At 44.1% G+C, this 26,358-nt stretch carries 22 protein-coding genes; 4 read left to right on the top strand and 18 right to left on the bottom strand.

Going from position 1 to position 26,358, the window contains the following annotated elements; all coding sequences use genetic code 11:
- The 13 genes from D6855_RS15460 to D6855_RS15400 form a co-directional block, all read right to left on the bottom strand.
- Complete coding sequence (locus D6855_RS15460) at positions 1–750, bottom strand: segregation and condensation protein A (protein ID WP_120742718.1); 750 nt, start codon at positions 748–750, stop codon at positions 1–3.
- Between the two features lies 1 nt (position 751).
- Positions 752–1,612 carry a metallophosphoesterase gene (locus D6855_RS15455; RefSeq protein WP_147368157.1) on the bottom strand — a complete coding sequence of 287 codons (861 nt, stop codon included), beginning with the start codon at positions 1,610–1,612 and terminating at the stop codon, positions 752–754.
- Positions 1,613–1,671: 59 nt separating this feature from the next.
- Positions 1,672–1,848, bottom strand: coding sequence for a 30S ribosomal protein S21 (gene rpsU, locus D6855_RS15450; RefSeq protein WP_013280615.1), 177 nt, complete (start codon positions 1,846–1,848; stop codon positions 1,672–1,674).
- 138 nt (positions 1,849–1,986) lie between these two features.
- Positions 1,987–4,641 (bottom strand): alanine--tRNA ligase, encoded by a 2,655-nt coding sequence (alaS, locus tag D6855_RS15445; protein ID WP_120742715.1) that lies wholly within the window; start codon positions 4,639–4,641, stop codon positions 1,987–1,989.
- Between the two features lie 38 nt (positions 4,642–4,679).
- On the bottom strand, positions 4,680–6,089 hold the full coding sequence (locus D6855_RS15440; protein WP_120742713.1) for a glycine--tRNA ligase: 1,410 nt from the start codon (positions 6,087–6,089) through the stop codon (positions 4,680–4,682).
- Positions 6,090–6,118: 29 nt separating this feature from the next.
- Complete coding sequence (locus D6855_RS15435; RefSeq protein WP_120742711.1) at positions 6,119–6,757, bottom strand: hypothetical protein; 639 nt, start codon at positions 6,755–6,757, stop codon at positions 6,119–6,121.
- Between the two features lie 50 nt (positions 6,758–6,807).
- Positions 6,808–7,467: a DNA repair protein RecO gene (recO, locus tag D6855_RS15430; protein ID WP_120742709.1), complete on the bottom strand. Its 660-nt coding sequence runs from the start codon at positions 7,465–7,467 to the stop codon at positions 6,808–6,810.
- Between the two features lie 8 nt (positions 7,468–7,475).
- Positions 7,476–8,393, bottom strand: a complete 918-nt coding sequence (gene era, locus D6855_RS15425; protein ID WP_120742742.1) for a GTPase Era — start codon at positions 8,391–8,393, stop codon at positions 7,476–7,478.
- Positions 8,380–9,399 (bottom strand): DUF4349 domain-containing protein, encoded by a 1,020-nt coding sequence (locus D6855_RS15420; RefSeq protein WP_120742707.1) that lies wholly within the window; start codon positions 9,397–9,399, stop codon positions 8,380–8,382. The genes era and D6855_RS15420 overlap by 14 nt, the downstream gene beginning before the upstream one ends.
- Positions 9,400–9,438: 39 nt before the next feature.
- The gene (locus tag D6855_RS15415; RefSeq protein ID WP_120742705.1) at positions 9,439–12,369 is read right to left on the bottom strand and encodes an insulinase family protein; all 2,931 of its coding nucleotides are present in this window, start codon (positions 12,367–12,369) and stop codon (positions 9,439–9,441) included.
- A gap of 20 nt (positions 12,370–12,389) precedes the next feature.
- Complete coding sequence (locus D6855_RS15410) at positions 12,390–14,102, bottom strand: hypothetical protein (RefSeq protein ID WP_120742703.1); 1,713 nt, start codon at positions 14,100–14,102, stop codon at positions 12,390–12,392.
- 26 nt (positions 14,103–14,128) lie between these two features.
- Complete coding sequence (locus D6855_RS15405; protein WP_120742702.1) at positions 14,129–14,866, bottom strand: YebC/PmpR family DNA-binding transcriptional regulator; 738 nt, start codon at positions 14,864–14,866, stop codon at positions 14,129–14,131.
- 22 nt (positions 14,867–14,888) lie between these two features.
- Complete coding sequence (locus D6855_RS15400) at positions 14,889–16,253, bottom strand: hemolysin family protein (RefSeq protein WP_120742700.1); 1,365 nt, start codon at positions 16,251–16,253, stop codon at positions 14,889–14,891.
- Between the two features lie 171 nt (positions 16,254–16,424).
- Here D6855_RS15400 and D6855_RS15395 point away from each other — a divergent pair, with 171 nt between their 5' ends.
- The 4 genes from D6855_RS15395 to D6855_RS15380 all read left to right on the top strand — a co-directional run bounded on the left by D6855_RS15395 (position 16,425) and on the right by D6855_RS15380 (position 19,837).
- Positions 16,425–17,378 carry a J domain-containing protein gene (locus D6855_RS15395; protein ID WP_147368154.1) on the top strand — a complete coding sequence of 318 codons (954 nt, stop codon included), beginning with the start codon at positions 16,425–16,427 and terminating at the stop codon, positions 17,376–17,378.
- Positions 17,379–17,547: 169 nt separating this feature from the next.
- A complete protein-coding gene (locus D6855_RS15390) occupies positions 17,548–18,024 on the top strand; it encodes a DUF2975 domain-containing protein (protein WP_158589557.1) in 477 nt (158 codons plus the stop codon).
- Positions 18,025–18,041: 17 nt separating this feature from the next.
- Positions 18,042–18,257, top strand: coding sequence for a helix-turn-helix domain-containing protein (locus tag D6855_RS15385; protein WP_120742694.1), 216 nt, complete (start codon positions 18,042–18,044; stop codon positions 18,255–18,257).
- Positions 18,258–18,259: 2 nt separating this feature from the next.
- Positions 18,260–19,837: a DUF4153 domain-containing protein gene (locus tag D6855_RS15380; RefSeq protein WP_158589556.1), complete on the top strand. Its 1,578-nt coding sequence runs from the start codon at positions 18,260–18,262 to the stop codon at positions 19,835–19,837.
- 53 nt (positions 19,838–19,890) lie between these two features.
- Here D6855_RS15380 and D6855_RS15375 read toward each other — a convergent pair whose 3' ends face one another.
- From D6855_RS15375 to D6855_RS15355, 5 genes are all read right to left on the bottom strand, one after another.
- Positions 19,891–22,047, bottom strand: a complete 2,157-nt coding sequence (locus D6855_RS15375) for an ATP-dependent helicase (protein WP_120742690.1) — start codon at positions 22,045–22,047, stop codon at positions 19,891–19,893.
- Between the two features lie 82 nt (positions 22,048–22,129).
- Positions 22,130–23,299 (bottom strand): alanine racemase, encoded by a 1,170-nt coding sequence (gene alr, locus D6855_RS15370; RefSeq protein ID WP_120742688.1) that lies wholly within the window; start codon positions 23,297–23,299, stop codon positions 22,130–22,132.
- Between the two features lie 16 nt (positions 23,300–23,315).
- Positions 23,316–24,872 (bottom strand): NAD(P)H-hydrate dehydratase, encoded by a 1,557-nt coding sequence (locus D6855_RS15365; RefSeq protein WP_120742686.1) that lies wholly within the window; start codon positions 24,870–24,872, stop codon positions 23,316–23,318.
- Between the two features lie 91 nt (positions 24,873–24,963).
- The gene (locus D6855_RS15360) at positions 24,964–25,638 is read right to left on the bottom strand and encodes a hypothetical protein (protein WP_120742684.1); all 675 of its coding nucleotides are present in this window, start codon (positions 25,636–25,638) and stop codon (positions 24,964–24,966) included.
- Between the two features lie 15 nt (positions 25,639–25,653).
- The gene (locus D6855_RS15355) at positions 25,654–26,292 is read right to left on the bottom strand and encodes a redox-sensing transcriptional repressor Rex (protein WP_120742682.1); all 639 of its coding nucleotides are present in this window, start codon (positions 26,290–26,292) and stop codon (positions 25,654–25,656) included.
- Positions 26,293–26,358: the final 66 nt, after the last annotated feature.

Below are 26,358 nucleotides of genomic sequence, written 5' to 3'. Positions count from 1 at the left end.
TCAGCTTGCCTTTCTTGAAGTAATCAAGATGTCCCCAAAGGTACCATCCTGCTCTATCTCGATCTCGCCCAACTTCATCTCCTCAAGGATAACGAGGAAGGTGACGATTATCTCTGTCTTGCTGCTCTGCTTTTCTAACAGGCTCCTAAAACTGAACTTCTTGTGTTCACGGATATAAGCCTTGATGAAAAGAGTCTTGGCATCCATATCGATTTCTTCCTTTTCGATATTGCCGAACTTACTCCTTATTGGATCCACCTTATCTTCCTGTCTCTTTAACAGATCCTGGAATATCTCATTGAGTTTAATTAGCGTCGTATCACCTATGAGATCAGAAAAGTCGATGGGCATCTCGTAGTCCTTAACTTCCTGGGGAAGATTCTTTTGCCTAAACCACTGAAGATCAGCATCCATCTGCCTATCACGAAGCTCATAAGCCATGTACTTGTACATCTTGTACTCAAGGAGCTTCTCAACAAGCTCTGCTCTTGGATCCTCTTCCTCTCCGTCCTCATTGACTTCCTTGGGAAGAAGCATCTTACACTTGATGTTCATAAGCGTGGCAGCCATAACAAGGAACTCTGAAGTAACCTCCATGTCTTCCTTCTGCATGGCATTAATATATTCCATGTACTGCTCAGTGATGGTCACAATAGGAATATCATAAATATCTATCTGATTCTTATCAATGAGGTGCATAAGAAGGTCCAGTGGTCCCTCAAACACCTGCAGTTTAACTTCAAGTGACATCTTAGTTACCCCTCACTCTAATAACAGAAACCTCACCTGGGTTGAACAATCTGACATGTATGGTATGGGTTCCAAGGCCACGACTTAAGATCATGGTCCTGCCATCCTTCTCGTACTTTCCACCATCGTATTTGGGGAAAAGAGTTATCGCAGGAGATATCACTCCACCAATAAGGGGAAGTCTTATGATGCCACCATGGACATGTCCTGAAACCGTAAGGTCTGCGCCCCACTTTCTGTACTCATCAAAATACAAAGGGTTATGGGCAATAAGGAGCTGGAATTTCTCTTTATCTGCCAAAGACAGTTCGCCTATCTTTTTAGATAAAAGAGTCTCTTCCATTTCCTTTTTTACTATCTTTTTAAAATAAGCAGTTGGAAGGCAAAGTCCTGTTATCCTGATATCATCATTAAAGTAAGCTGACTCATTATCAAGATAAACAATACCTTCCCTCTTTAAACTGTTCTTGTATCTCTCAAAAGCATTGCCATAGAGCTTGTTTAGCTCTTTTATCTTTTCTTCGTGATTGCCGTTTGAAATGTAAAGTGGATACCTCTTAGCAAGCTTCTTGAGCAGAGAAAAAGCTATCTCCGAGTGGAACTTGCCGTCCCTTGTATGAGCTGTAAACATATCTCCACCGGATATAACAGCGTCCGGATGGATGTTGTCTATGGCCTCAATAAGTCTCTCATTGTCCTTGCCAAAGACATAGTTATGAAGGTCAGTGAGAAACACAAAAGTGTAATTGCCACTAACCTTGTCTGTTGACACCTCATACTCATAGATCTTGAAATTGTGGGTGTCGTGATATATCACAGCCGCTAAAGCTGCTATTATCACAATTAAAACTATGATCCACATAATTCCAAACTTTCTAAAAAAAAATCCTTGGAAAACATCCAAGGACTTTTCTCTTTGATTTAGTTATATTTGCGCTTTCTTGCTGCCTCAGACTTCTTCTTGCGTCTTACGCTAGGCTTCTCGTAGTGCTCTCTCTTACGGATCTCCTGCTGGATACCAGCCTTGGCGCAACTTCTCTTGAAACGACGCAGTGCGCTATCCAAAGTCTCATTCTCTTTAACTACTACAGTTGACATCTCTACTCTTACCCTCCCTTCAGTCCCTTCAAGTACATGACTGATTGGGTTATTTGCTATGTTTTGAGCCCTTTTGACTCACATAACATCAATAATTATATCATAAAAACATTTGCCGTCAAGAACTTTTTTACGACATTAACCAATCTGCTCTGCAAGAACCTTCTTGGCTTCAGCTATGGCGTCTGCAATACCAGCTGGATTCTTACCACCAGCCTGGGCCATATTAGGACGTCCGCCACCGCCGCCTCCTACCTTAGGAGCGATTGCCTTGATAAGGTTTCCAGCGTGAGCACCCTTTGAAATAGCTTCATCAGTAGCCATAGTAACAAGGTTAACCTTGCCATCAGCCTCTGAGATGAGAACTACAACACCTTCACCGATCTTGCCCTTCATCTGGTCGCCGAGATCTCTAAGACCGTTCATATCAACGCCCTTAACAGAAGTTGCAAGGATCTTAACTCCATTAATCTCCTCAACCTGATCTGTTACATCGCCAAGAGCAGCCTGAGCCTCTTTGCTCTTAAGTGACTCATTCTCACTTCTAAGAGCCTTGAGCTCTTCCTGAAGCTTCTTGATCTGAGTTGTGATATCTGCTGGATTAGTCTTTAATGCCTTAGCTGCCTCATCCAGGTTGTTCTCAACACCGATGTAGTAATTTCTTGCATTGCTTCCCGTGAGGGCCTCGATACGACGAACGCCTGCAGCAACACCGCTCTCAGAAACTATCTTGAAGATTCCCACATGGCTTGTGTTAGATACGTGAGTACCACCACAAAGCTCAATTGAGAAGTCTCCCATCTTAACAACTCTTACTACGTCGCCATACTTCTCGCCAAACAGAGCCATAGCTCCTGTCTTCTTGGCTTCTTCCATTGTCATCTCTTCTGTTACAACTGGAAGTGCCTCTGCAATCTTGGCATTTACAAGATCCTCAACCTTCCTGATCTCTTCAGCTGTCATAGCCTGATGATGTGAGAAGTCGAATCTTGTCTTGTCTGGATCCTGATAAGAACCAGCCTGCTCTACATGATCTCCAAGGACCTCCTGAAGAGCCTTCTGAAGAAGGTGAGTTGCTGAGTGGTTTCTGCAGGTCTTAGCTCTGTTCTCTACATCAACAAGAAGCTTAACCTGGCTGCCATTCTTAAATGATCCCTCTATAACCTGACCAACATGAGCAGTTCTTCCGCCTGCTACATGTACAGTCTCTGTAACCTCAAACTTAGCGCCATCAGATGTTTCGATAACACCGATATCGCCAACCTGACCACCCATTGTTCCATAGAAAGGTGTCTTGTCAGTGATGATTGTTCCCTTTGCTCCCTTTGAAAGCTCATCGCAAAGAGCCGCTCCGTCAGAGATAGCAACAATCTTGCCATCACAGCTTGTAGATGTATAGCCTACAAACTCGCTTGTAACGTCATCTGAAAGCTGGTCAAATGCAGACACACCAGACTCAAGGTTAGCTGCAAAGTTCTGGTTGTCTCTTGCCTTCTGCTTCTGCTCTTCCATAGATGCCTTAAAGCCTTCCTCATCTACAGTAAAGCCTTCCTCCTCTGCAAGCTCAACAGTGAGCTCTACAGGGAATCCAAATGTATCATAAAGGAAGAATGCATCCTTACCAGCGATTTCCTTCTTACCCTCTGAAGAAGTCTGATCAAGGATCTTCTTGAACTCCTTCATACCATTCTCAAGAGTTGACTCGAAACGAACAATCTCTCTCTCAAGCTCAGTAAGAACGAACTTCTTGTTGTTCTTGAGGTGCTCGTAGCTGTCTGAATACTCATCGATATAGATTGTAGCTACGCCAAGGATCTGATCCTTGTTAAGGCCAAGAGTTCTTGCGTGTCTTACTGCACGACGGATAAGTCTTCTAAGGATATAGCCAGCACCTGTGTTAGAAGGAAGGAGCTTAGCTACATCTCCGATAAGCATAACTGCTGTACGAGTGTGGTCAGCAAGGATTCTCATGGATCTTGTTGTCTTCTCGTCAGCCTCGTATTTGATACCGCTCTCTTTCTCAATGTATGAGATAACAGGAGCGTGGAGATCGATCTTGTAAACATCATCTACGCCGTTAAGGAATGCAAGGATACGCTCAAGTCCCCAACCTGTATCAACGTTCTTCTGTGATAAAGGAGTAAGGCTGCCATCGTGATGCTTCTCATACTGCATGAATACGTCGTTACCGATCTCTGTGTACTTGCCACAGTGGCATCCAGGGCCGCAGTCAGGTCCACAATCAGGAATATCCTTAACATAGAACATCTCACTGTCAGGTCCGCATGGGCCATATTCAAGTCCCCACCAGTTGTCCTCAGCTGGAAGGTAGAAGATGTTCTCTGGCTTAAAACCTGACTCGATACGATACTTAGCACCCTCTTCATCTCTTGGAGCGTTCTCATCACCAGCAAATACTGTTGCTGCAAGATGATCAGCATCGAATCCGAAAAGCTCTGTAAGAAGCTCGTAGCTCCACTGGCAACGCTCTTTCTTGAAGTAATCACCAAGAGACCAGCTACCCATCATCTCAAAGAAGGTACCATGGCTCTTGTCACCTACTGAATCAATATCGTTGGTACGAACACATCCCTGAACATTGCAAAGTCTTGTTCCCATTGGGTGCTTCTTACCAAGAAGATAAGGCATAAGTGGCTGCATACCAGCAACGTTGAACATAACACCGGTTGAACCGTCAGAAACCAGTGAAACGGCGCCACAGTCAACGTGTCCTCTGTCAATATAGAACTGTTTCCAAGCTTTACGCAGCTCGTCAGCTGTAAATGATCTCATTAATACAAATCTCCCATCTATAAATCTAGTAGTTCAAATCAGAAATCGAACTTGTCAGCAAAGTAAGCATCAAGCTCATCGATAGCAATTCTCTCCTGCTCCATGCTGTCTCTGAATCTTACTGTAACCTTGTTGTCTGTCTCAGAATCAAAGTCGTATGTGATGCAGAATGGAGTTCCGATCTCGTCCTGACGACGATATCTCTTTCCGATGTTTCCTCTGTCATCAAACTCGCAGTTGTACTTCTTGGAAAGCTGAGCATAGATCTTCTCAGCACCCTCGTTGAGCTTCTTGGAAAGAGGAAGGATACCGATCTTAACTGGTGCAAGTGCTGGGTGGAAATGAAGCACTGTACGCATGTCAGGCTTGTCCTCTGTTCCGATGTTCTCCTCGTCATAAGCCTCGCAAAGGAATGCAAGCGTTACACGGTCTGCACCAAGTGATGGCTCAACAACGTAAGGGATGTATTTCTCATTGGTCTCGTCATCGAAGTAATCCATAGGCTCACCAGATGTCTCCTGATGACGTGTAAGGTCATAGTTAGTTCTTGATGCGATTCCCCAGAGCTCGCCCCAGTCTGTGAATGGGAATGCATACTCGATATCTGTTGTGTGATCTGAGTAGAATGAAAGCTCTTCTGGATCATGGTCACGAAGACGGAGGTTCTCCTTGTCGATACCAAGGCTAAGTAGCCACTCGTAGCAGAACTTTCTCCAGTACTCGAACCACTCAGTCTGTGTTCCAGGCTTGCAGAAGAACTCAAGCTCCATCTGCTCAAACTCTCTTGTACGGAATGTGAAGTTACCAGGTGTGATCTCGTTACGGAAGCTCTTACCAACCTGGCAGATTCCAAATGGAACCTTCTTTCTTGATGTACGCTGAACGTTCTTGAAGTTTACGAAGATACCTTGTGCTGTCTCAGGACGAAGGTAAACTGTGTCCTTGGCATCCTCTGTAACACCCTGGAAAGTCTTGAACATCAGGTTGAACTCTCTGATGCTTGTGAAGTTGTGCTTGCCACATGAAGGACATGGAATATTGTGCTCCTTAATGAAGTTCTCCATCTCCTCGTGAGACCATCCGTCTACAGATGACTCAAGCTCGATATTGTTCTCAGCTGCAAAATCCTCGATGATCTTGTCAGCTCTGAATCTCTCGTGACACTCCTTACAATCCATAAGAGGATCGGAAAATCCGCCAAGATGTCCTGATGCGATCCATGTCTGTGGGTTCATAAGAATTGCGCAGTCAACGCCTACGTTGTGTGGGCACTCCTGCACAAACTTCTGCCACCATGCTTTCTTAACGTTGTTCTTGAACTCAACGCCGAGATTACCGTAATCCCAAGTGTTTGCAAGACCGCCGTAAATTTCTGAACCAGGATAAACAAATCCTCTCGCCTTTGCCAGCGCAACTATTTTATCCATTGTCTTAGCTGATTTTTCCATGATCAAATAATCCTCTCTATAATTATTTCTTATTTTGAAAGAAGGAGCTGAACAGTATCTGCTGTAACCGCTGAAACTTCAGCCTCTTTTTTGCCATTTAGATTAACCCCGTTTGACATGTATTCTATATTATATGGGGTTTTGATATGTGCTCTGTCATTGGTAATGACTATATGCCTGTCCTGATGATCCTCAAGGTAGGAATCAGGAAGTTTTTCTCCCTTGCCATCCACAAGACCAGTGGATATTGTATATCCCTCTTCTCTTGCCTCTTTTACAGTTCCATAGAAAAGAGATTCCTGATTAAAGTTAGAGAAATCGGAGTAGCTGTCAAAGGTAAGAGCCATCTTAACAATAGGAGTACTCTCTTCTACCTCTATGAGTTCTGTTCCCTCAAGAGCTATCTTGGGGCTTATATACTCTGAGTTATACTCAGCTATCTCTTTTTCAGCCATTTGGGAAAGTTCATCTATATTGTAGTAATCCTCCGAGAAGTCCTCGAAGATAACGTATGAAACCTTGCCTTCTGAATCAATTGTCATTGTGGATACGTTCTCTTTTGACTGACCACATCCACACAAAACAAGTGCGCCGATAATGGCCGCACTTCCTGCCACTGCTATTTTATTAAAAGAGCCTTTTGCGGCTGTTTTACTATAAAAACCCAAAATCTTCCACCTCACAAACAAGGTAATTATATCCAAATCATTTTTCTTTTTCAATAGAAAGCATCAAAGCCCTCTAGCATCTCTGCGCTCCTAAGTGGCCGGTCAATAAACTTATTTCTATAGAGCCTTGTGACCTTGGCGAGCTCAGAAAGGGCTTCTTCCTTGAGATTAAAGGTAAAGAGCTTTTCAAGAGGTGTTGTCTCTATAAAGGAAAGAGCGTATCTTGCTGAGTCTGAAAGCTCTATGCCATCAGGAGCTCCAGGGTATTCTCCTTCTATAATAAGTGCCCTCAGTTCAAATATGCATCTGACCAGGCTGTTTGGAATGGAGCTGTTTAAAAGAGCTCGTAGCGATAGGTACAAAAGATTAAGAAGCTCTACGTCTTCGTTGTTCTCTCTTGTATAGTAGGATGCTATTTCCAGAAGGTAAGTTCCAAAGCAGGCTCCCTCAAGGTCTGATCGAAAGCCCTCAAAGTAATTCTCAATATCCGCTTCAATAATATTGTAAGAACTCTTTCCAACAAAGAGTTTAAAGGTTCCAAAACAGAAGGGTTCAACACAACCAGAGAGCTTATTGCCTGGCTTTCTTGCACTCTTGGCAAAGGCTGTTATCTTGCCCCTGTCAGCAGTAAAGATTGTGGCAACCCAGTCGTAGTCCCCGCTTGGGGTATGCTTTAAAACTATTCCTCTTACAGAAACAAAATCCTGCATCTAAGCTCCTACTTGAAATCTCTGGAGTCGTAGCCAAAGTTCTTAAGCTGGTTCTTGTCATCTCTCCAGTCTCTTCTGACTTTAACAAAAAGCTGCAGATTGACCTGACATTCAACCATCTCTTCAATATCTTTTCTTGCGGCTGACCCGATCTTTTTGAGCATTGTGCCACCCTTACCAATAACAATGCCCTTGTGGGAATCTCTCTCACAGATTATGGTGGCTTCTATGTCCATGAGGTCCGGATTATCTTCTCTTTCCCTCATCTTCTCGATAGTGACAGCGATTCCATGGGGAACCTCGTCTCTAAGCAGGCGCAGGGCTTTTTCCCTGATGATCTCTGCTGCGATCTGCCTCTCTGGCTGATCAGTAATGGTGTCCTCGTCGTAGAATGGAGGTCCATAGGGAAGGAACTGCTTGATGGCTCCCATCACCTCATCGATGTTCTGACCCTTAAGAGCTGCTACGCGAACAACCTTTGCAAAGTCCATCTCCTTCTTGTAGGCCTCTTCAAACTTTGAAAGGCTCTCCTCAGATACCGTGTCGATTTTGTTGATAACAAGGATAACAGGGCTCTTACAGGAACGAAGGTCCTCTGCTATGGACTTCTCAACTTCTCCGATATAAGTGCTTGGCTCCACAAGCCACAGTACCACATCCACCTCAGAGATAGTGCTCTTGGCTGCCTTGGTCATATACTCACCAAGCTTGTTTTTGGTGTTCTGAATGCCAGGAGTATCAAGGAAGATCATCTGGCACTCATCGTCAGTATAGACTGTAAGGATCCTGTTTCTGGTGGTCTGAGGCTTATTAGAAGTTATTGCTATCTTCTGCCCAATTAGGTGGTTCATCAGAGTTGACTTACCTACATTTGGGCGTCCTATAAGGGTTATAAAACCTGTCTTAAAACTATTACTTATTTCCATCTTGTCCTTTTTCCTGACCTGCAGGAGTGTTCACATTGTTTACCGGGTTTGGCATAACAGGCTGATTCATTACAGGCTGCTGCATCATTGCCATTCTCTTCATGCGTTTCTTTTTGCTGGCTGCATCTGCCTTCTTGATGATCACAATGATAACCACGATCACAAGAACAAACAGAATGATTGAAGGAAGGTGTGAAACCACCCATACGAAGAACTCTACGATAGCTTCTCCAACATCGGATAAGTTCTCCATGAATCCCTTGCCCATTCTGCTAAAGGCATTTTCCTTTTCAACCGGAGTAAATCTTGCCACCTCTTCGATGCTAAGGTATACAGTGCTGTAATCTACCAGGTTGTCGTAGCTACGAAGCTGAGACTCGATGCTCTCAAGCTGGTATCTGACATCAGCAAGCTTATCCTCGATGGTCACAAGGTCCTCTACTGTCTCTGCAGACTTAAGGATCTCAAGAAGTCTTGTTTCCTCAGTCTTAAGTGCATTCTTCTTGGACTGCGTATCTACATATGAAAGAGTGATATCTTCAACGTTAACAGACTTCCTCGTGATATTGTTGCTTCCTTCAATTGAATCAACAAATGCATCAAGGTTCTTTGCAGGGATCCTTACTGTAAGGTCTGCACTTCTTGAGCTTGAATATCCAGAATAGCTGGCTCCGTTGTATATGTTGCTGGATTCGATATATCCGCCAAGCTCTGAAACCTTCTTTTCCACGTTTGTCATGGTTACTGTAAGGTCTTCTGTCTCGGCAGTAAGATTAACTGTTGTGATGAGCTTACGGCTTGTGTCAGCTACTGTTTCGCCGCCATTTTCAAAGGAGCCGCCAGCTTCATCAGCCATAGCTGCTTCTTCATAAACTCCGTACTCTGCTGTATCAACAGCGCTCTTTGCAAAATCTGAAGTAGCACCTGAGCTTCCGCATCCTGCAATGACAAGTGCTGTTCCCAAAATAGCTGCCAGTACCTTACCAGGCATAAATCTCTTTTTCATAACATTTCCTCCCCGTTTGCCAGAAAATATCAGGCTTACTTAGCGGCCAATAAGCTGCTCTACGTTATCAAAGAGGTCACTGCTCTCTTCGATCTTCTCTGCTGATCCGATTACGCACAGGCACTCATCTGACATAAAGGCCTTGACGTACTCGGCAAGTCCCCTGATGGTCTCCTTGGTTGTAGCAAGAAGCTCATCCCTGTTCTTCTGGATGTTCTCCATCTTGGCGTTGCACAGATATGCAGTAAGTCCGTAAGATCCCTTAGCTGAAGGTGTCTTAGGTGTATCAAGATCTGAGATAGCTCCGATGATGTACTGAAGGATAGCTCTGTCATCGTCATCAAAGCTCTCAAGATAGTCAGCTGCCTTTTCAAATACATCGATACTGTTCTTAAGGTTAGGATCTCTGTAGGTCACAAAGGCCGCGTCTCCGTTCTTGGCAAAGCTGCTCATACATCCGTACGCTCCGCCCTGAACTCTGATGAACTTCCATAAATAGTCGTAGCTCATCATGACTTTGAGGACTCTCAAAGCTCCGCTGTACTTAAAGCCCTTGCTTGCGAAGTTTCCGGCTCTGCAGACATACTGAACCTGTCCGGCTGTCTTAAAGCCTTCGTTCTTCTTAACAGTAGTGATATCAAGACTTCCCTTCTTAACCTCATCAGTATAAAGAGAAGGTACAAACTTTTTAGTCTCATCCTCGATTCCAGCGTATTCCTTCTCGGTTCCTGTGATGTCCACAAGAAGGTTCTCTGGTCTGAAGATCAGCTTGCAGAGGCTCTTTAATGTAGCGATAAGCTCTTTTGCCCCGTCCTCTGTATCAAGGGCCTTAAGGATCTTCTCAAGGTGTCTGAAGTATCCGATTCCGCTGGTAGAGTCTGAAACAGATGCAGCTGGTGAAACGTATCCCATTGCACGAAGAGCTGCGCTCTGATGTCCTGAGGAAGCAAGGTCAGACTGAAGGCGTGCATACTGCTCAGAGAAGATCTCCTTGAGCCTGTTTACGTCGTCAAACTTAGTCTTTGTCAGGATCTCTTTTACCAGGTCAAAGGCGTAGTTCATATTCTCATGAAGAACCTTGACGCTGATCTCAAACTTGGTCTGGAACGTCTTCACATCCTGAGAATCTGTGTAGGTGCTGATAGCTCCGCTGATTCCGCCGGTCCTTATGTTGATCTCATTGTAGAGGTCGCCATACTCGTAGTTCTCGGTGTTGAGCATTCCAAGAACCTTCTTAAGAGATGAAGCGTATGGAAGAAGCTCTGGGTCAAGGGTCTGCATATCAAACACGAAGCTGATATAGGCGATTCCATTTGTGAAGATGTCATGGAAAAGAACTTTCGTGCCCGCAGCATCCCTTAGCTCATAGATGAACTTCTCTGACTCCTTCTTCATATCAGCAAGAGTAAGAAGCGGAATCTTGGCAAGGTCCTCAGGAGCATCCTCTGCATCCTGGAACTCACGAAGTTCCTTAGTCTCCTTAACAATAGTTTTGATCTCCTCTTCTGAAAGAGAATCTCTATAGGACTTAAGCTTATTCTTAAGTGCCTCGTCCTTTTCCTCTGTAAGTCCCTGCTTGGGTTCAAGCATAACTACAGTTCTGTGAGGGTTATCAAGCAGGTACTTCTGAACAAGGTCCTCAAAGTATCTGCCCTCTGCCTCTTTCTTGAGCTGAGCAAAGGTATCATTAGCCTCCACGTTGAGCCATGGAGAGTTGTCGTCATAGAGCCAGCTGTCAAATACCTGAAGGCCATAGAGTAGTCCCTTAGGGAATCTTCCAAAGTCAGCCTCTCTGTACTTGAACTCGTCATATGAAAGACCAGCCAAAAGAGATTTCTTATCAATTCCCTTTTCTACCTGCTCCTGAAGGACCTCCCTGATAGTCTTAACGAACTCGTCCTTTTGGTCTGAATCGGCGTTCTTGGCAACAATGGAGAAAATAGGCTGCTGAATGCCGTTGTCGTAGTCGCTGTAAACATCCTGACCTATTCCCTTGTCGATAAGAGCCTTCTTGATAGGTGCTCCAGGTGCAGAGCAAAGGGCGTAGTCAAGAATATCAAAGGCAATGTAGAGCTTCTTATCGAGAGTTGAGCCTACGCTGCAGTTATAGGACAGATAGGTGTTCTTTTTGATCTCATCCTCTGGAAGAACGGGATAAGCTTTTTTCACAAGCCTTGGCTCTTCAAAGGCCTTCTGAACGCCGATCCTTGAATCAACATCAATACGATCAAACTTGGATAAGTAGTTCTTGTCGATGTAATCAAGCTTCTCTGCCATGTCCATATTGCCGTACATGTAGATATAGCTGTTTGATGGATGATAGTAGCTTCTGTGGAAATCAAGATACTCTTCATATGTAAGCTCTGGGATAACATCAGGGTCTCCGCCTGACTCGATTCCATAAGTGATGTCAGGGTAAAGAGAATTCATGATCTCTCTTGTGAGCACATCATCCGCAGAAGAAAAAGCACCCTTCATCTCGTTGTAAACAACACCGTTGATGGTAAGATCTGATGACTCATCCTCCATCTCATAGTGCCAGCCTTCCTGCTTGAAGATCTTGTCAGTCTTGTAGATATTTGGATAAAATACCGCATCAAGATAAACGTGCATCAGATTCTGGAAGTCAGCGTCATTGCAGCTGGCAACAGGATACACGGTCTTGTCAGGGTATGTCATTGCGTTGAGGAAAGTGTTAAGGGAACCCTTTACCAGTTCAACAAATGGGTCCTTAACAGGGAAGTTCTTGGAACCACAAAGAACTGTGTGCTCGATGATGTGAGCTACACCTGTGGAGTTCTTGGGTGGTGTTCTAAAGCCAATTGAGAAGACCTTGTTCTCTTCGTCGTTGGACAAAAGAGCTACTCTCGCTCCGGTCTTTTTATGCCTCATAAGAAAGCTCTCGGAATTGAGGTCCTCAATCCTGCGTCTTTCAATAATCTCATATGAAGAAAGTTCTTCTAATCTCATGTAGTGGTATTCTCCTAGGTTTATTTAATATCAAAATCATCGCCCTCAGTGAACGCGATGTCGAAATCGTCTGCTGGTTCTGGAACAGGCTCAGGTGCCGGTTCCTCTTTTGCCTTAACTTTAAGCTTCTCGCCGCCATCAAGGCTGATCTTGCCGGTAAATTCCGGCATCTTCATGCGTGGAGTAAGATCCACATCTTCGTCGTCCTCTGGAAGGACCATTCCCTCAGGGATGAAGCGCTGCCTTGGCACTTCTGGCTCAGGAACAGGCTCAGGCTCGTAAGGGATAACGGGCTCTGGCTTAACAACATGAACTTCCTCTGTTGTTTCAATTTCAGCTGTTGTGAAGTTCTCGGGAACAGAAGGCTCTTCTGCTGCAGGTTCCTCTGCAGGTTCCTCAGCTTCTTCAGGAAGCTCCTCGTCTGCCGCTTCTGACATCTGCTCCATCTTTTCAAGCTCCTCATCAGTAAGAGCTGGAGCAACGAACTCGCCTTCCTCATCTGCAGGAGTGATGATAAGTGATGCCACGCAGCCAAGGATATAAGCATAATATACTGTCACGAATGCCTGCGTATTCATTCTGGTTGCGCCCATAAATGGCACTGTGGCAAAGATAAATAGCATGGACAAAAGCCATGGTGAAACTCTCTCAAAAATGCGATTCTTCCAAAATCCCACAATAACTCCAGACATGGCGATAGCTGTAATAAGGTACAGTATCTTATGGTCTGTGTAGATCCAGAACATGCTAAAGGTGTTGAGGTTGTGGAAGTAATATGATGCCCAGTTAGAAAGTTGAACATCCATCATCATAAAGCCCTTCTCCTGGGCTATCATTCCAAAGAACATTAAAGCTGCCGCAATGATCACAAATACAAGTCTTACAAGATCATATCTGTAATCCTTGCCATAAAGAAACAGCACTGCCACAAGGAATGGAAGGATCATTATAATAGTTCCGGCATCAACATAGGCCATAAAGCCCACTGCTGCTCCAACAAAGGCATACCACAGCATATAGGCCGGTGAAGTATAGAGCCCCTTGTAGGAACCTTCCAGGTAAAGAGCTACAATAAAGAACTCAATACTGAACATAGCCATAAACAGATAGTCAGTAGAAAGCGAAAGGCCTGTAAAGCTTATGGTAAAGATTGGCATAAAAGCAACATAAGCTGTGTAAACAAAAGCTGCAGCCCTTCCCAAAAGCTTTTTAACAGTAAAGTAGCTGAATATCATGAAAATGGTAAAGCATGCTATCTGGAAAAAGAATGGAACAGAAATGATGTTTCCTGTGAAGAACAAAATGCCTTTAAGTATTGTCGAGTAAAGAATTGATAAAAGATCATACTCCGCTGTTACATTTTGTCCGCCGATCATGGCATTCTCATAGAGACTGTACTTGCCGATAATATCACCAGTTGCGGATGAGAGGATCTCAATCCGGTAGTAAACACCGCCAGCAATTAAGAGAACTATGAGAATTGAATAAAGAATGTTAAAGAATGTCTTTTCACCCAGTCCCTTAAAATCAATGGTATCGCTCAGTTTACTGAGAAGCAGGGTGACTACAGACATTATAAGAGCGCTTAAAAGCGCAATTCCGCCGCTATAATACAGGGCTTTATCAGACGGAAAAAGTCCTAAAAAGAAACATAAACTTGCCACCATCACAATGTCAAAAAGTAGGAATACTGCCCAGATGCATATTGCTGGCCATTTTCGCCTCAGTTTCATTTTTAGGACCCCCGTAAAGTTTTAGATTATTCTTCTGGCTCTTCCCAGTTGTGATATACAGCCTGAACATCGTCATCCTCATCAAGAAGATCAAGGATTCTTGTAAGGAGCTTAACGTTCTCAGGATCTGTTACCGCTACGTAGTTCTGAGGAATCATAGTAACCTCAGCAGAAGCAGGAACGATCTTCTCGCCATTTAATGCTTCTACAACTGCCTGGAAATTGTCAGGTGTTGTGAGGATCTCGTAGCTGTCTTCCTCTTCATTAAAGTCGTCAGCACCAGCGTCAAGAACCAGCATCATGAGATCATCAGATGACATGCTGCACTCTTCCTTGTCGATAAGGATCTGACCCTTGTTGTCAAACATATATGATACGCATCCAGGTGTTCCGACATTACCATTTCCCTTAGAAAATGCTGCCTTAACGTTAGATGCAGTTCTGTTCTGGTTGTCTGTAAGTGCCTCTACGATAATAGCTGTTCCGCCAGGTCCATATCCTTCGTAAGTAATGTTCTTGTAATCAACGTTACCTTCTGCGCCTGAAGCTTTTTTGATACCACGATCGATAGTATCGTTAGGCATGTTGTTAGCCTTAGCCTTGGCAATTACCTGTGCAAGCTTAAAGTTGTTGGCAGGGTCCGGTCCGCCTTCTTTAACTGCAACAGCGATCTCTCTACCAATAATTGTAAAAATCTTGCCCTTTGCAGCATCATTCTTTTCTTTCTTGTGTTTGATGTTTGCAAATTTTGAATGTCCTGACATAAAAACTTCCTTTCATAAATCTTTACTTATTTGCTATTTCTAATTCTTCTTCCTCTTTCTCTTCAGTCTCCTCAGGGAGCTTGGTCAAAAGAACACTGCTCACCATGTGGTTCTGAACAGACAGGATCTTGAAATTATAGCCATCAACTGTTGTTTCAAACTCCTCATCGGAATCCGGGATCTTGTCAAGCTTGGAGATAATGTATCCGTTGAGAGTCTCAAATTCGCTCTCGCCAAAAGAGATGTCGAATTTCTTTTCAAGTACCTCCAGTGGAGTCTTGCCATCTACAGTAAACTCCATAGGGTTCTTGGTAGGTTTGATATAGTTCTCATCCTCATCATACTCATCCATGATGTTACCTACGATCTCCTCGAGGATATCCTCCATGGATACAAGGCCTGCTGTCTGGCCATACTCGTCAATGACGATGACCATCTGAGTCTTGGATGACTGCATGCTGTGGAAAAGAGAGTCGATATTTCTGGTCTCTGGTACAAACTTGGGCTGACGAAGTAGTCCCTTGATCTTCCTGATAGGAAGCTCTTCGTCTGTCTCCTCAGAGAGCTTCTTCATGGCGTCTCTTATGTGCATGATACCAATGATGTGATCTATATCATCAAGGTAAACAGGGAATCTGGAATTGTTGGTATCCATCATGAAATTCACTGCTTCCTTAAGGCTTACATTGGCATCGATAGCAACCATGGCATTTCTGTTGGTCATGATATCCTGAGCTTCCTTGTCGGAAAACTCGAAGATATTGGTTATCATGTCTGCCTCTGCTTCCTGGATAACGCCCTGCTCCTGACCTTTCTCGATGGAATCCCTGATCTCCTCTTCTGTCACGTCGCTTACGTTGTCATCTCCTCTCACACCAAAGATGTAGAGAACTCCTGTGGCAACAACTCCTGCCAGAAAAGTAAACGGCGTTAAGACAATCCCAAGATAGTACACAGGATAATAGCAGGCATAGACCCACTTCTCAGGATTCCTTGCTGCCAGGCGCCTTGGAATTATGATGCCAAAGCACATGATGAGCAAAGTGATCACTACTCCGGAGATTATGCAGAATACATATGAGGGAAAAGAGCTATCAGCTGCACCAAAGCGCGCTGTCATATAGTCACTTATCCTGCAGGCCACAAATCCTCCAAGGATCATGTTGATCACAATGGTAAGGATCTGCATCCTCTCAATATGAACAGACTCGTTGCTAAAAAGCTTAAGAAGCCTTTCTCCTGTCTTGTCTTTCCCAGAAGCGCTCTTTTTCTCAATCTCATCCTTGCTGACATGATCCATGGCAATGCCAAAACCATGTACAAAGATATCAATAATAAGAATGATAAAAAACGCTAAAATACTGGCTGAAGGCAAGCCCTCGTCCATAATTGTCCCTCCTATAAACCAAAATGCACGCAAAATATCAAATTACACTATACCACATTTTAAATCCCTGCACTAGATGTTTTAATAGTGGACTTGCCCGTTTCACTTTTTATGTTCATAATGAGAAGTAGTTTTTTGAAAGGTTTTGTTTGGATGGGTTCTTTGTTATCAATGGGGATCAAATCAATAGTCAATGCCATTTTGTATGCGCTTAAGGCTTTCTTTTCACTTCTGACCTGGTTTATGAAGGCATTTGTGAAGGGCCTGAAGCTCTTTTTTGTTGTTCTCCCCATAACAGCTATATCATTCTCTATTCTCTTTGGCGTTAGTATCTATATCCTTTTTTCTGGTATAAATCCTGTTCCACAGGAGCTTCTCGGGTCAAAAGAGACTTCCCTTGCGGTCATTTCTTTATTTGATAGCTTAAAGGTATGGTGGACCCAGTCAATATTTGCATATAAGGGACAGGCATCTTACATCCTGCTTTTTATTTTGTCTATCCTGATGTTTATTCCTGTCATGACAGCATTCATAGCTTTCTCAGTGTTTGTATCCTTTGGAAAGCTCTTATTCTATGCAGTACTTGCTGACGCAGTCTTCTATCTTCTAAGGGCCCTTATCGGTCAGAGCTTTGTTCATCAGGCTCTCTCCCGCTACTACAGGTTCTTCCCTGAAGCCGGAAGAAAACATGAAGAGAGGGAATACGACAAGCTCCTCAAGCAGCGTAACAAAATGCTGGAAGAAGAAATGCGTGATCACCGCCGCTTAAAAGCCGATGATTTCTACGGCGATGAAGATGATGAGCAGGACTATTATCCCGAGGATGAGTACGACGATGAGGACGACTACTATCCTGAAGATGATTACGAAGACGAGGATGACTACTATCCGGAAGATGATTACGACGATGAATATGAAGAATACGACGAGGAATATATCGAAGAAAAACCCTCTCCAATGTCAACCTTCGACTTCTTCGCAGGATGCACCTCAAGAGAAAGCGTAGACAAGAAGTACCGCTCTCTTGTTAAGCTCTACCACCCTGACAACATGGATGGCGACACAGCTGCCCTTCAGGAGATCAACGTTCAATACGACCAGGCCAAAAAGAAGTGGCCAGGGTGATTACCAGATTAATAGCGTAAACTTAAGGAGCTATCTTGACTTAGAGATAGCTCCTTTTATATTTGATTTTATGCATTTCGAAAAATATTTATTGTTTTACAATAAATTTATATTGCAATTCAAAAAGAACCATGTTATAAACAAAATATACAAGTACTTGGAGGATACCATGAATAACAAATTGAACATCTTCGTTAAGACCATCCTTGATCTATGTTTTTACTTTGGCCTCTTGGCAGTTGCATCTGTCCCCTTCACGTTAAGATTCGCAGTTCAGATGACTGTAAACGCTCTTGGAGACAGCACAGAGTATGCTGCCATCGCAGATCATTTCTGGTACGCAGTTGTATCAATAATGGCCGTGGGAGTCTTCACTCTTCTCATCCTGTACGAGCTTCGTAAGATGATGAAAACGGTTATTGAGGATAACTGCTTTGTAGAAGCCAATGTAAAGAGCCTTTACCACATGGGGACCTATGCATTTGTAATAACAGGCATCAAGACCCTGAGGTGCTTCGTGTACTTCACCCCCGCTGCAATGGTTATCGCCGGAGTATTTCTTTTTGCTGGACTGTTCAGCAAGGTTCTGGCGAGAGTCTTTGACAGAGCCGTGAGCTACAAGCAGGAAAACGACTTAACCATTTAACAGGGCAGGTGAAGAATATGATTGTAATAAATCTCGATGTAATGATGGCAAAACGGAAGATCGGTCTGACGGAGCTGGCAGGCAAGGTCGGTATCACCTTGGCAAACCTGTCTATCCTTAAGAACAACAAAGCAAAAGCCGTAAGGCTTGAAACCCTTGACGCAATATGCAAGGCATTGGATTGTCAACCGGGAGATATCCTAGAATATGTTGATGACCAGAAGGAAGAATGATTATGGACGCTAATAATATGCAGACACCACAGATGAATAATAACAACAATATTGTTCAGGCACCACAATTTAATAACAACCCTAATGTTCAGCAACCACAGCCACCAGTAATTAGAGGCAATGCAGAGGCCTTCAGAAAGTACTTTTCTCTGTCGGTAATATTTGGTCTTATCTACGGATTCTGCCTCTACAATAACCACTCCAGCATCACATATCCTATTTTCATGATCGCTGCACTGGTGATCCTAAAGATAGCAAGGGCCAAGGACGGTCTCTCTCTTATTACAGACAGTAATGGCAAAAGAGCTCTCGGAATCTTCTACGTTGTTTCCCTGGTACTGCTCTCCATCCACAGATGCATGACAACAAGCGTTACTCTGCACTTCCTTGAGAGAACTGCTATTTTCCTTTTGCTCTTTAGCTTCGTCATTTATCTGTATAATGACACAACCGGCTTTGACATTTTCGCATGGCTTCTTAGTATATTAGTCACAGTGGTAAAGCCTATCGAGCACATTGGAGATCCTTTCTCTGATCGCCGTGCCTACAAGCTTTCAACAGCTGGCGAGGAGATAAATGAGAAAAAGAAAACTGTAAACGCGGTCCTTATTGGACTTGCAATAACAGTGCCTCTTTTACTTGTGATCGTTCCGCTTCTTAGTTCAGCTGACGCCGTGTTTGAGAATATGCTCTCAACCATCTTTAAGGACATTGATATCCCTAAATATATCTACCACTCATTCATGATGCTTATCACTATGGTCTTTGGATTCTGGTGCGCATATACCATTATCTCTTCTATGGCAGCAAAAGAGCTCAAGATCAAGGTTAAGGGTGACGGCAAGACAAACCCTGTTATTGCCATTACATTTACCAGCATCATTGGTATTGTTTACCTTATCTTCTGCGCCATCCAGCTTCTGTACCTCTTTAGCGGCAAGATGGCTCTGCCAGAAGGATACACCTATGCAGAATACGCTCATGAGGGCTTTTATCAGCTCCTTGCCGTCTGCATTCTGAACATTGTCATGGTTTCAATCTGTCAGGCATTCTTCAAACACTCCAAGGTTCTGACAGCTCTTTTAACAGTGATCGGTGTATGCACCTATATCATGATCGCATCATCAGCCATGAGAATGGTTCTCTATATCGAAGTCTATCATCTGACCTTCATGAGGATCTTTGTCCTGTGGTTTTTGGCAGTGCTGTGCTTCTTTTTGGCATTTCTCATCATCAGCCTCTATGCAAGGAAATTCCCTGTGTTCAAGGCCTGCATGGTAGTTATTACCATTGCTTTTATAGCATTTACCTACTGCAATCCTGAATATCAGGTTGCAAAGTATGACCTTCAGGCAACTGAGACCAAGATAGGCAAAAACGAGTACACTTCTGTTGCAGACTATATTACAGAAGAGCTTTCCTATGATGCAGTTCCTGCATATGCTGGTAACCAGGAGATGCTTGCGGACTTCCAGGAGTATAACAAATACAACCACGATGATGACCTAGATATGTACACTGGATTCAGAAGATTTAACTTCTCTTTCAACAAAGCACACAAGTATCTGAAATTTGAATGATAAAGCGTATTACAAAAGCCAGGCTAAAATCGCCTGGCTTTATTTTTGCCTAATTATATCTTCTCAAGTCTTACCTTAAATGAGATAGCTCTTGGTGTCTCCATGCCTTCGAAGGCTATCAGGTAGCTCTCCTCCTTGGCGTTGACTTCCACCACCGTGCCCTCCCCAAGGATCGCATGCCTTACCTGAGTTCCTGGTTCAAGGAGATTAAGTTTCTCTGCTCCCTTAAGATGTCTTGAATCATTGTCTATAAACTTCCTTGCATCATCCAGAAGATGAACAGCCCCAGGATCTGTAAAATCTAACAGGTCCCTGTCTATATCAATGATAAACCTCGATGGATATCTGGGGATTCCCTCAAAGTTCCTGCCTCCAGCCTCGGTGATAAAGAGCTTCTTCTGGGCTCTTGTCATGGCAACAAAAGCCAGTCGTCTCTCCTCTTCCATTCCCTCAAGAGTATGGATCTTCCTTGATGGGAAGATACCCTCGTTCATACCACACAGGAACACATAAGGAAATTCAAGTCCCTTGGCAGCATGAACAGTCATGAGCTTGACCTTGTCTCCAACTCCTGCGTCAGAATCTGCATTGGTAAAAAGAGCTACATGTTTAAGGTAATCTTCAAGTCCCACCTCTTCGCCGCAGGTGGTCTCAAATTCAAATATTGCCTGCTTGAGCTCAGCCAGGTTATCAAGTCTCTCCTGGGCTCCCTCAGTCCTTAACATCTCCTCATATCCGCTGTCATGAAGGATCTTGGTAAAGACTTCAGAAACCATCTGTCCTTCATAGCTCTCAGAGTAGTTCTCAATAAGATCTATAAACTGACGGGCCCTGGTGCCCTTCATAATGTCATTATCAAGGTTCTCATAGAGAGCCTGGTAGAGACTGCACTCCTTGTCCCTTGAGTACTGCTCCAAAAACTGCATGCGACGTTTTCCAAGATTTCTCTTGGGAACATTGGCTATCCTGCGGAAGGAGATATCATCCCTGTAAACTATCATCTTAAGATAACAGAGGGCATCCTTGATCTCCATCCTTCCAAAGAACTGAACCCCGGAATAAATGGTATAAGGAATCTTCTCTTTTAACAGACCCTCTTCTATGGTCCTGGTGACATAGTGGGCCCTGTAGAGAACAGCCATATCCCTGTAGGAAATACCCATGCCCTTAAGAGCCAGTATCTCTCCAGTGATATAATCCGCTTCATCTGCTGTATCGGGAGCCAGATGACAGACTACCTTGTCTCCGCCTGGAAGGACAGGCACAAGGTCCTTTTTTAGTCTCATGTTGTTCTTGTCTATAAGGGAATTGACTGCACTTAAGATCTGAGGCGTGGACCTGTAATTGTCATTCATATATATGGTCCTGGTGCCAGGGAACTTCTTGTCAAAATCAAGAAGGAAGTGCACATCAGCTCCCCTCCAGGTATAGATGGTCTGGTCAGGGTCACCCACCACAAAAAGGTTCTTGTGATAGCCAGATAGAACCTCCATAAGCTCATGCTGAAGGGAGTCTATATCCTGGAACTCATCTATCATTATGTACTCAAGGCGCTTCTGCCACTTGAGCTTAATGTCCTCATGCTCTTCAAAGATATACAAAACGAACTTGATAAGGTCATTGTAATCAAGACCAAAGCACTTTTTCTCCTGATAGAGATATCCGTAAAAAAGAATGTCTCTGGCCTCTGTTGCCTTGTCGTATTTCTCCTTAAGTACCTCAGGAGACATGTTGATCATGTCAATGTAGTAGTCAGGCTCCTCAAAGATCTTGCGCATCTCGAACATGTCCCTTGCCATTCCAAAGGTCATGTCACGAAGGGATAATCCCCTCTCCTCATAGATGATCTTGAGTATGTCGTCGATGTCGGAATTATCAAGGACCATGAAGCTCTTGGGATACTGAACTGCATGGGAGTCCTCCTGGAGGACAGATACACAAAAACCATGGAAAGTATTGATATAGCCCGTGTCGTTGTCGCCAGTAAGCATGTGGATCCTCTGGCGCATCTCTGTGGCTGATTTATTGGTGAAGGTCACGCAAAGAATATGCCCTGGCATAATGCCAAGACCATTAACAAGATAGGCAAAGCGGTTTGAAAGAGCTCTTGTCTTGCCACTTCCAGCTCCCGCCACAACACGGACATAACCTTCTGTTGTGGTAACCGCCTCCCTCTGCGCTTCATTGAGATTCTGTAAAATATCCTGCATAAAAAAATCCCCTGTAAACTGTATGTTACTATTATACAAACATTTGTTCGTAATAGCAACATTCGATTACAGGAGATAACTATCATTTATTTATGAATAACCTTGGCACTCTCTTACTGATATCACAGGTAAGCTCGTAGTTAAAGCGGCCGCTAAGGTCTCCTAAATACTCCGCTGTGATCTCTTCGCCAGTGGTCTTATCTTTACCCATGAGAACCACCTCGTCCCCCTCTTTTACATAAGGGACATCTGTTACATCCACCATAAACTGGTCCATGCAGACCCTTCCAAGGATGTTGGCGTGATGGCCGTTAATAAGGACATATCCCTTACCGGAAAGGCTCCTTGGATAACCATCACCGTATCCCACAGGGATCGTTGCGATCCTGGTTGGCTTATCAGTAACAAAGGTTCCTCCGTAGCTTACAGGGGTTCCTGCAGGAACTTCCTTGACCATAACTATGTGACTAAGCAGCTCCATAGCTGGCTCTAAGGAAATGATATCCCTTGGCACCTCATCAGAGGGCCACATACCGTACATTGTAACTCCGGCTCTTACCATATCCATCGAAGACTCAGGAACCGCAATTATGCTGGCTGAGTTTGCACAGTGCTTGATGGGGATTCGATATCCTGTCTCCTCCTCAAAGCTCATAAGGAAGCTCTTGAATACCTCTTCCCTCTCTCTGACATTGGTAAGGTCCTCTTCGTCTGCTCTTGCAAAGTGAGTGAACACGCCTTCAATATGAAGTCCCGTCATAAGGCGAACCTCTTTTGCAAAAGAAACTCCGTCGTCATCAGGTGTTATTCCAATCCTGCTCATTCCTGTATCCACTGCGATATGGATAGGTGCAGGCTCTTTTATCTCTCCATATTCAAGGAGCTTTGTAGCGATAGCATTCAGCTCTTTTGCCGTATCAAGTCTGAATACTGCTGGTCTGATGTCCTCCCTTATCATCCTCTCATAGGCGTATGGGAAAGTATATCCAAGGATCAGGATAGGCTTTGAAAGACCTGCATCCCTGAGTTCAAAGGCTTCTTCAGCGGTAGCAACCGCATATCCCCAGATATAATCCTTACCCTCAAGGAATCTTCCAATTTCTACAGCTCCATGACCGTAGGCGTCTGTCTTGATAACAGCCATGATCCTGGTTCCATCAGGTATATTATTCTTCATTGCAAGGAGATTGTGCTCGATTGCCTTAAGGTTTATCCTGGCACAAACCCTTGAATACTGATTGTTCTCTATCATCTCTATACTTCCTTAATTACTCCAGCACTTTGGAAAGGGCACCCACTATATCCGATGCAATCATGGAATATCTTCCGTGGTCGGCTGCTGCGATATCTCCTGCACATCCGTGGATATATGCCGCTGCAATGGCTGTTTCAAAACCGCTCATTGAAAGACCAATGAGCGCCCCTGTTATGCCAGAGAGCACATCTCCTGATCCCGCCGTTGCCATTCCGTCGTTGCCGCTTATATTAATATATATCTTTTTCTCATTGCTGTCAGCCACAATGCTCCTGGCATCCTTGCAGATGACTGTGGCGTGAAGATCACCAGCCAGCTCTCCAGGATATGAAAGGAGATTCACCTTGCACTGACCTATGCTGCACTTTTTGAGTCTTGCAAACTCTCCCATGTGTGGTGTCAGGATAAGCTTCTTACTGCCTGTAGCATAGTTGGCTGCCTTTTTCCTAAGCTCCTCGTCCTCAGCAATTATGTTAAGGGCGTCAGCGTCCATAACAAGAGGCTTGTCGTAGTCTTCAAGAACTGCCGTCACAAGCTCTACTCCCTTACCTTCAGTTCCGATACCAGGTCCAATCACCGCCTGGCTTGACCAGTCAAATGCCGCCTTTAACTTGTCCCTTACAGGTTCAAAGTCCTCATAGGTATCAAGTATAGCTTCTGGTAAAAGAGCTTTCACCACCTCTGCATTCTCTATAGCAGTAAAGACTCTTACCATCCCTGCTCCTGCCTTAAGAGCCGCAGATGCAGCAAGGATACATGCTCCGCTTATATTTCTTGATCCAGCTATAATTAGGACCTTGCCATTTGTTCCCTTGTTGGAATCCCTCTTTCTCTCAGGAATAAGCTCAAGGGCATTGCCATCGTAAAAGAACGCCAAAGGTTCTTTTCCCATAAAGCTCTCACTTGTAATTCCAACATCAGCTACCACCAGTTCACCCATGTACTCACAGCCCGGGTAAAGGATCTGTCCAAGCTTGACCTGGTTAAAGGTAACTGTCTTATCAGCCCTTACAGCATCTCCAAGAACCTGGCCATTGTCAGCACTTATGCCTGAAGGGATATCTACAGAAATTACCAACAGGTCTTTTCCCTGCTCTTTCTTGAGGTCATTGATAAAGCTTACAGCCTCAAGATTCGTTCCTGTAACAGGCCTTGAAAGGCCAATACCAAACATGGCATCTACAATGATATCAAAGCCTGTAGCCGTTTTGTTGTCTCTTATATTGGAAAAAGTGCCCTGTGAAATATCGTATTTGGAAGCTATGTCCAGCTGCTTTAAAAACAGGTCACTGCTCTTTACAGGATCTCCCACCACGCAAAGATTCACATAGTATCCACGCTGTTTAAGAAGCCTGGCTATGGCAACTCCGTCTCCACCGTTATTGCCAACACCTGCAAAAACTGCCACGTTTAAATGCCTTGTAAGCTCAAGACTATCTCTCCACTTATCTATCTCATCGCAGACAGAGAGAGCTGCTCTCTCCATGAGCACCATGGGCTCTATGCCAAAGCGCTCTGAAGTGTTCCGGTCACAGATCTTCATTTCCATACTTGAAACAGCGTATTTCATGGGTCTCCTCCAATCCACCACAAAAATCCTGTGTCATTAAGTCAGGGTATAAGTTAAGGCTGCCAGGAAAGGCAGCCTAATTACTCTTTGGTCATCCCACATATTCATCCCCGGAACCATCTGCTGGTCGTCTGATAGGATGTCTCTTGTCGGGATCATATTGCATATCAAAAATATCGATCACATCAGGTCCAAATATCTGATGCATGTAGGAATAGAGATTGTAGTTCTCCATCTCTGCTTCCTGAAGTCTGATTACGTTCTTTTTAAGTTCAACTCTGACCTTAGTGATCCACTCGTCAAGGCCCTGAATGTACTCTGTATTCTCATGAAGGGTCTCGTAGCACACCTTCATGGTCTCAATCATCAGTTTGTAATCTACGTCGTAGATCTCTCTTGAAAGGTCAAGGAGCTCATCATCATGTCCGCCAAGCTTCTCATTGCATTCGTTGATAAGCCTGGTTCTCTCTGAAATCTCTTTTTCTATGGAAGCCGCTGCTCCGCCGGCCTTGTTGGCCTGATCACGAAGAGGAACTATCTCAGATAAAAGAGTCTTCTTGAGTTTCTTGATCTTCTTGGTATCAGTACGGATCTTGCCATCACGCTCAACAAGTGCATTGAGCTGATCTGCAAGGGCCTCTATCTCAGGCGTCATCTCCGTCTGGGTAAAAAGCTGATGCCACTTATTGTCCAGCGTCAGGATGGGAATACTCTTTCCCTCCAGGGCTGACATGTACACTTCATCGCCGCCTTTGCCTTTAGCCATGGAACTCTCCAGTAATTATAATGATTTTTCGTACCTATCAATATTATACGATAATTTCATCAAACTGTCAGATAAATGTACATTTTCTACCTGAATATTGTTAGGAACCTCAAGGTCAACATGGGCAAAGTTCCATATAGCCTTGATTCCACACTCTGCAAGTTTGTGTGCCATGGGCACTGCCTGATCCTTAGGAATTGTAAGAACTGCTATTTCAATGTTGTTCTTTCTTACAAAGTCCTCAACTTCATCGATTGGTCTTACCTCTACGTCACCGATCTTGGTTCCGTAAAGCTCAGGGTTCTTGTCAAATGCCCCCTTGAATACAAAGCCTCTTCTTGTGAAATTGGTATATCCGGCAATAGCCTTGCCAAGATGGCCTGTTCCTATGATTACCAAACTGTGCTGTCTGTCCAGTCCAAGGATCTTGCCGATCTCGTCATAGAGATAACCTACGTTATATCCATATCCCTGCTGGCCAAAGCCACCAAAATTATTAAAATCCTGTCTGATCTGGGAAGCGGTAACCTTCATGATATCTGAGAGTTCCTGAGAGGAGATCCTCTCAACGCCCTTTTCCCTAAGGTCTCCCAGGTATCTAAAATATCTTGGCAGTCTGCTGATGACCGCCTGAGAAATCTCTTTATCTGCCATAACCCTCTCCATATATTAAGGAATAATTGAATAATCTAAAGTAAAATGCCCTAACAATAATTATAT

Origin of the sequence: Butyrivibrio sp. CB08 (assembly GCF_003625485.1) — a bacterium.
In the GTDB taxonomy this organism is placed as follows: domain Bacteria; phylum Bacillota; class Clostridia; order Lachnospirales; family Lachnospiraceae; genus Butyrivibrio.
This window is presented reverse-complemented; position numbering and strand designations above follow the sequence as displayed.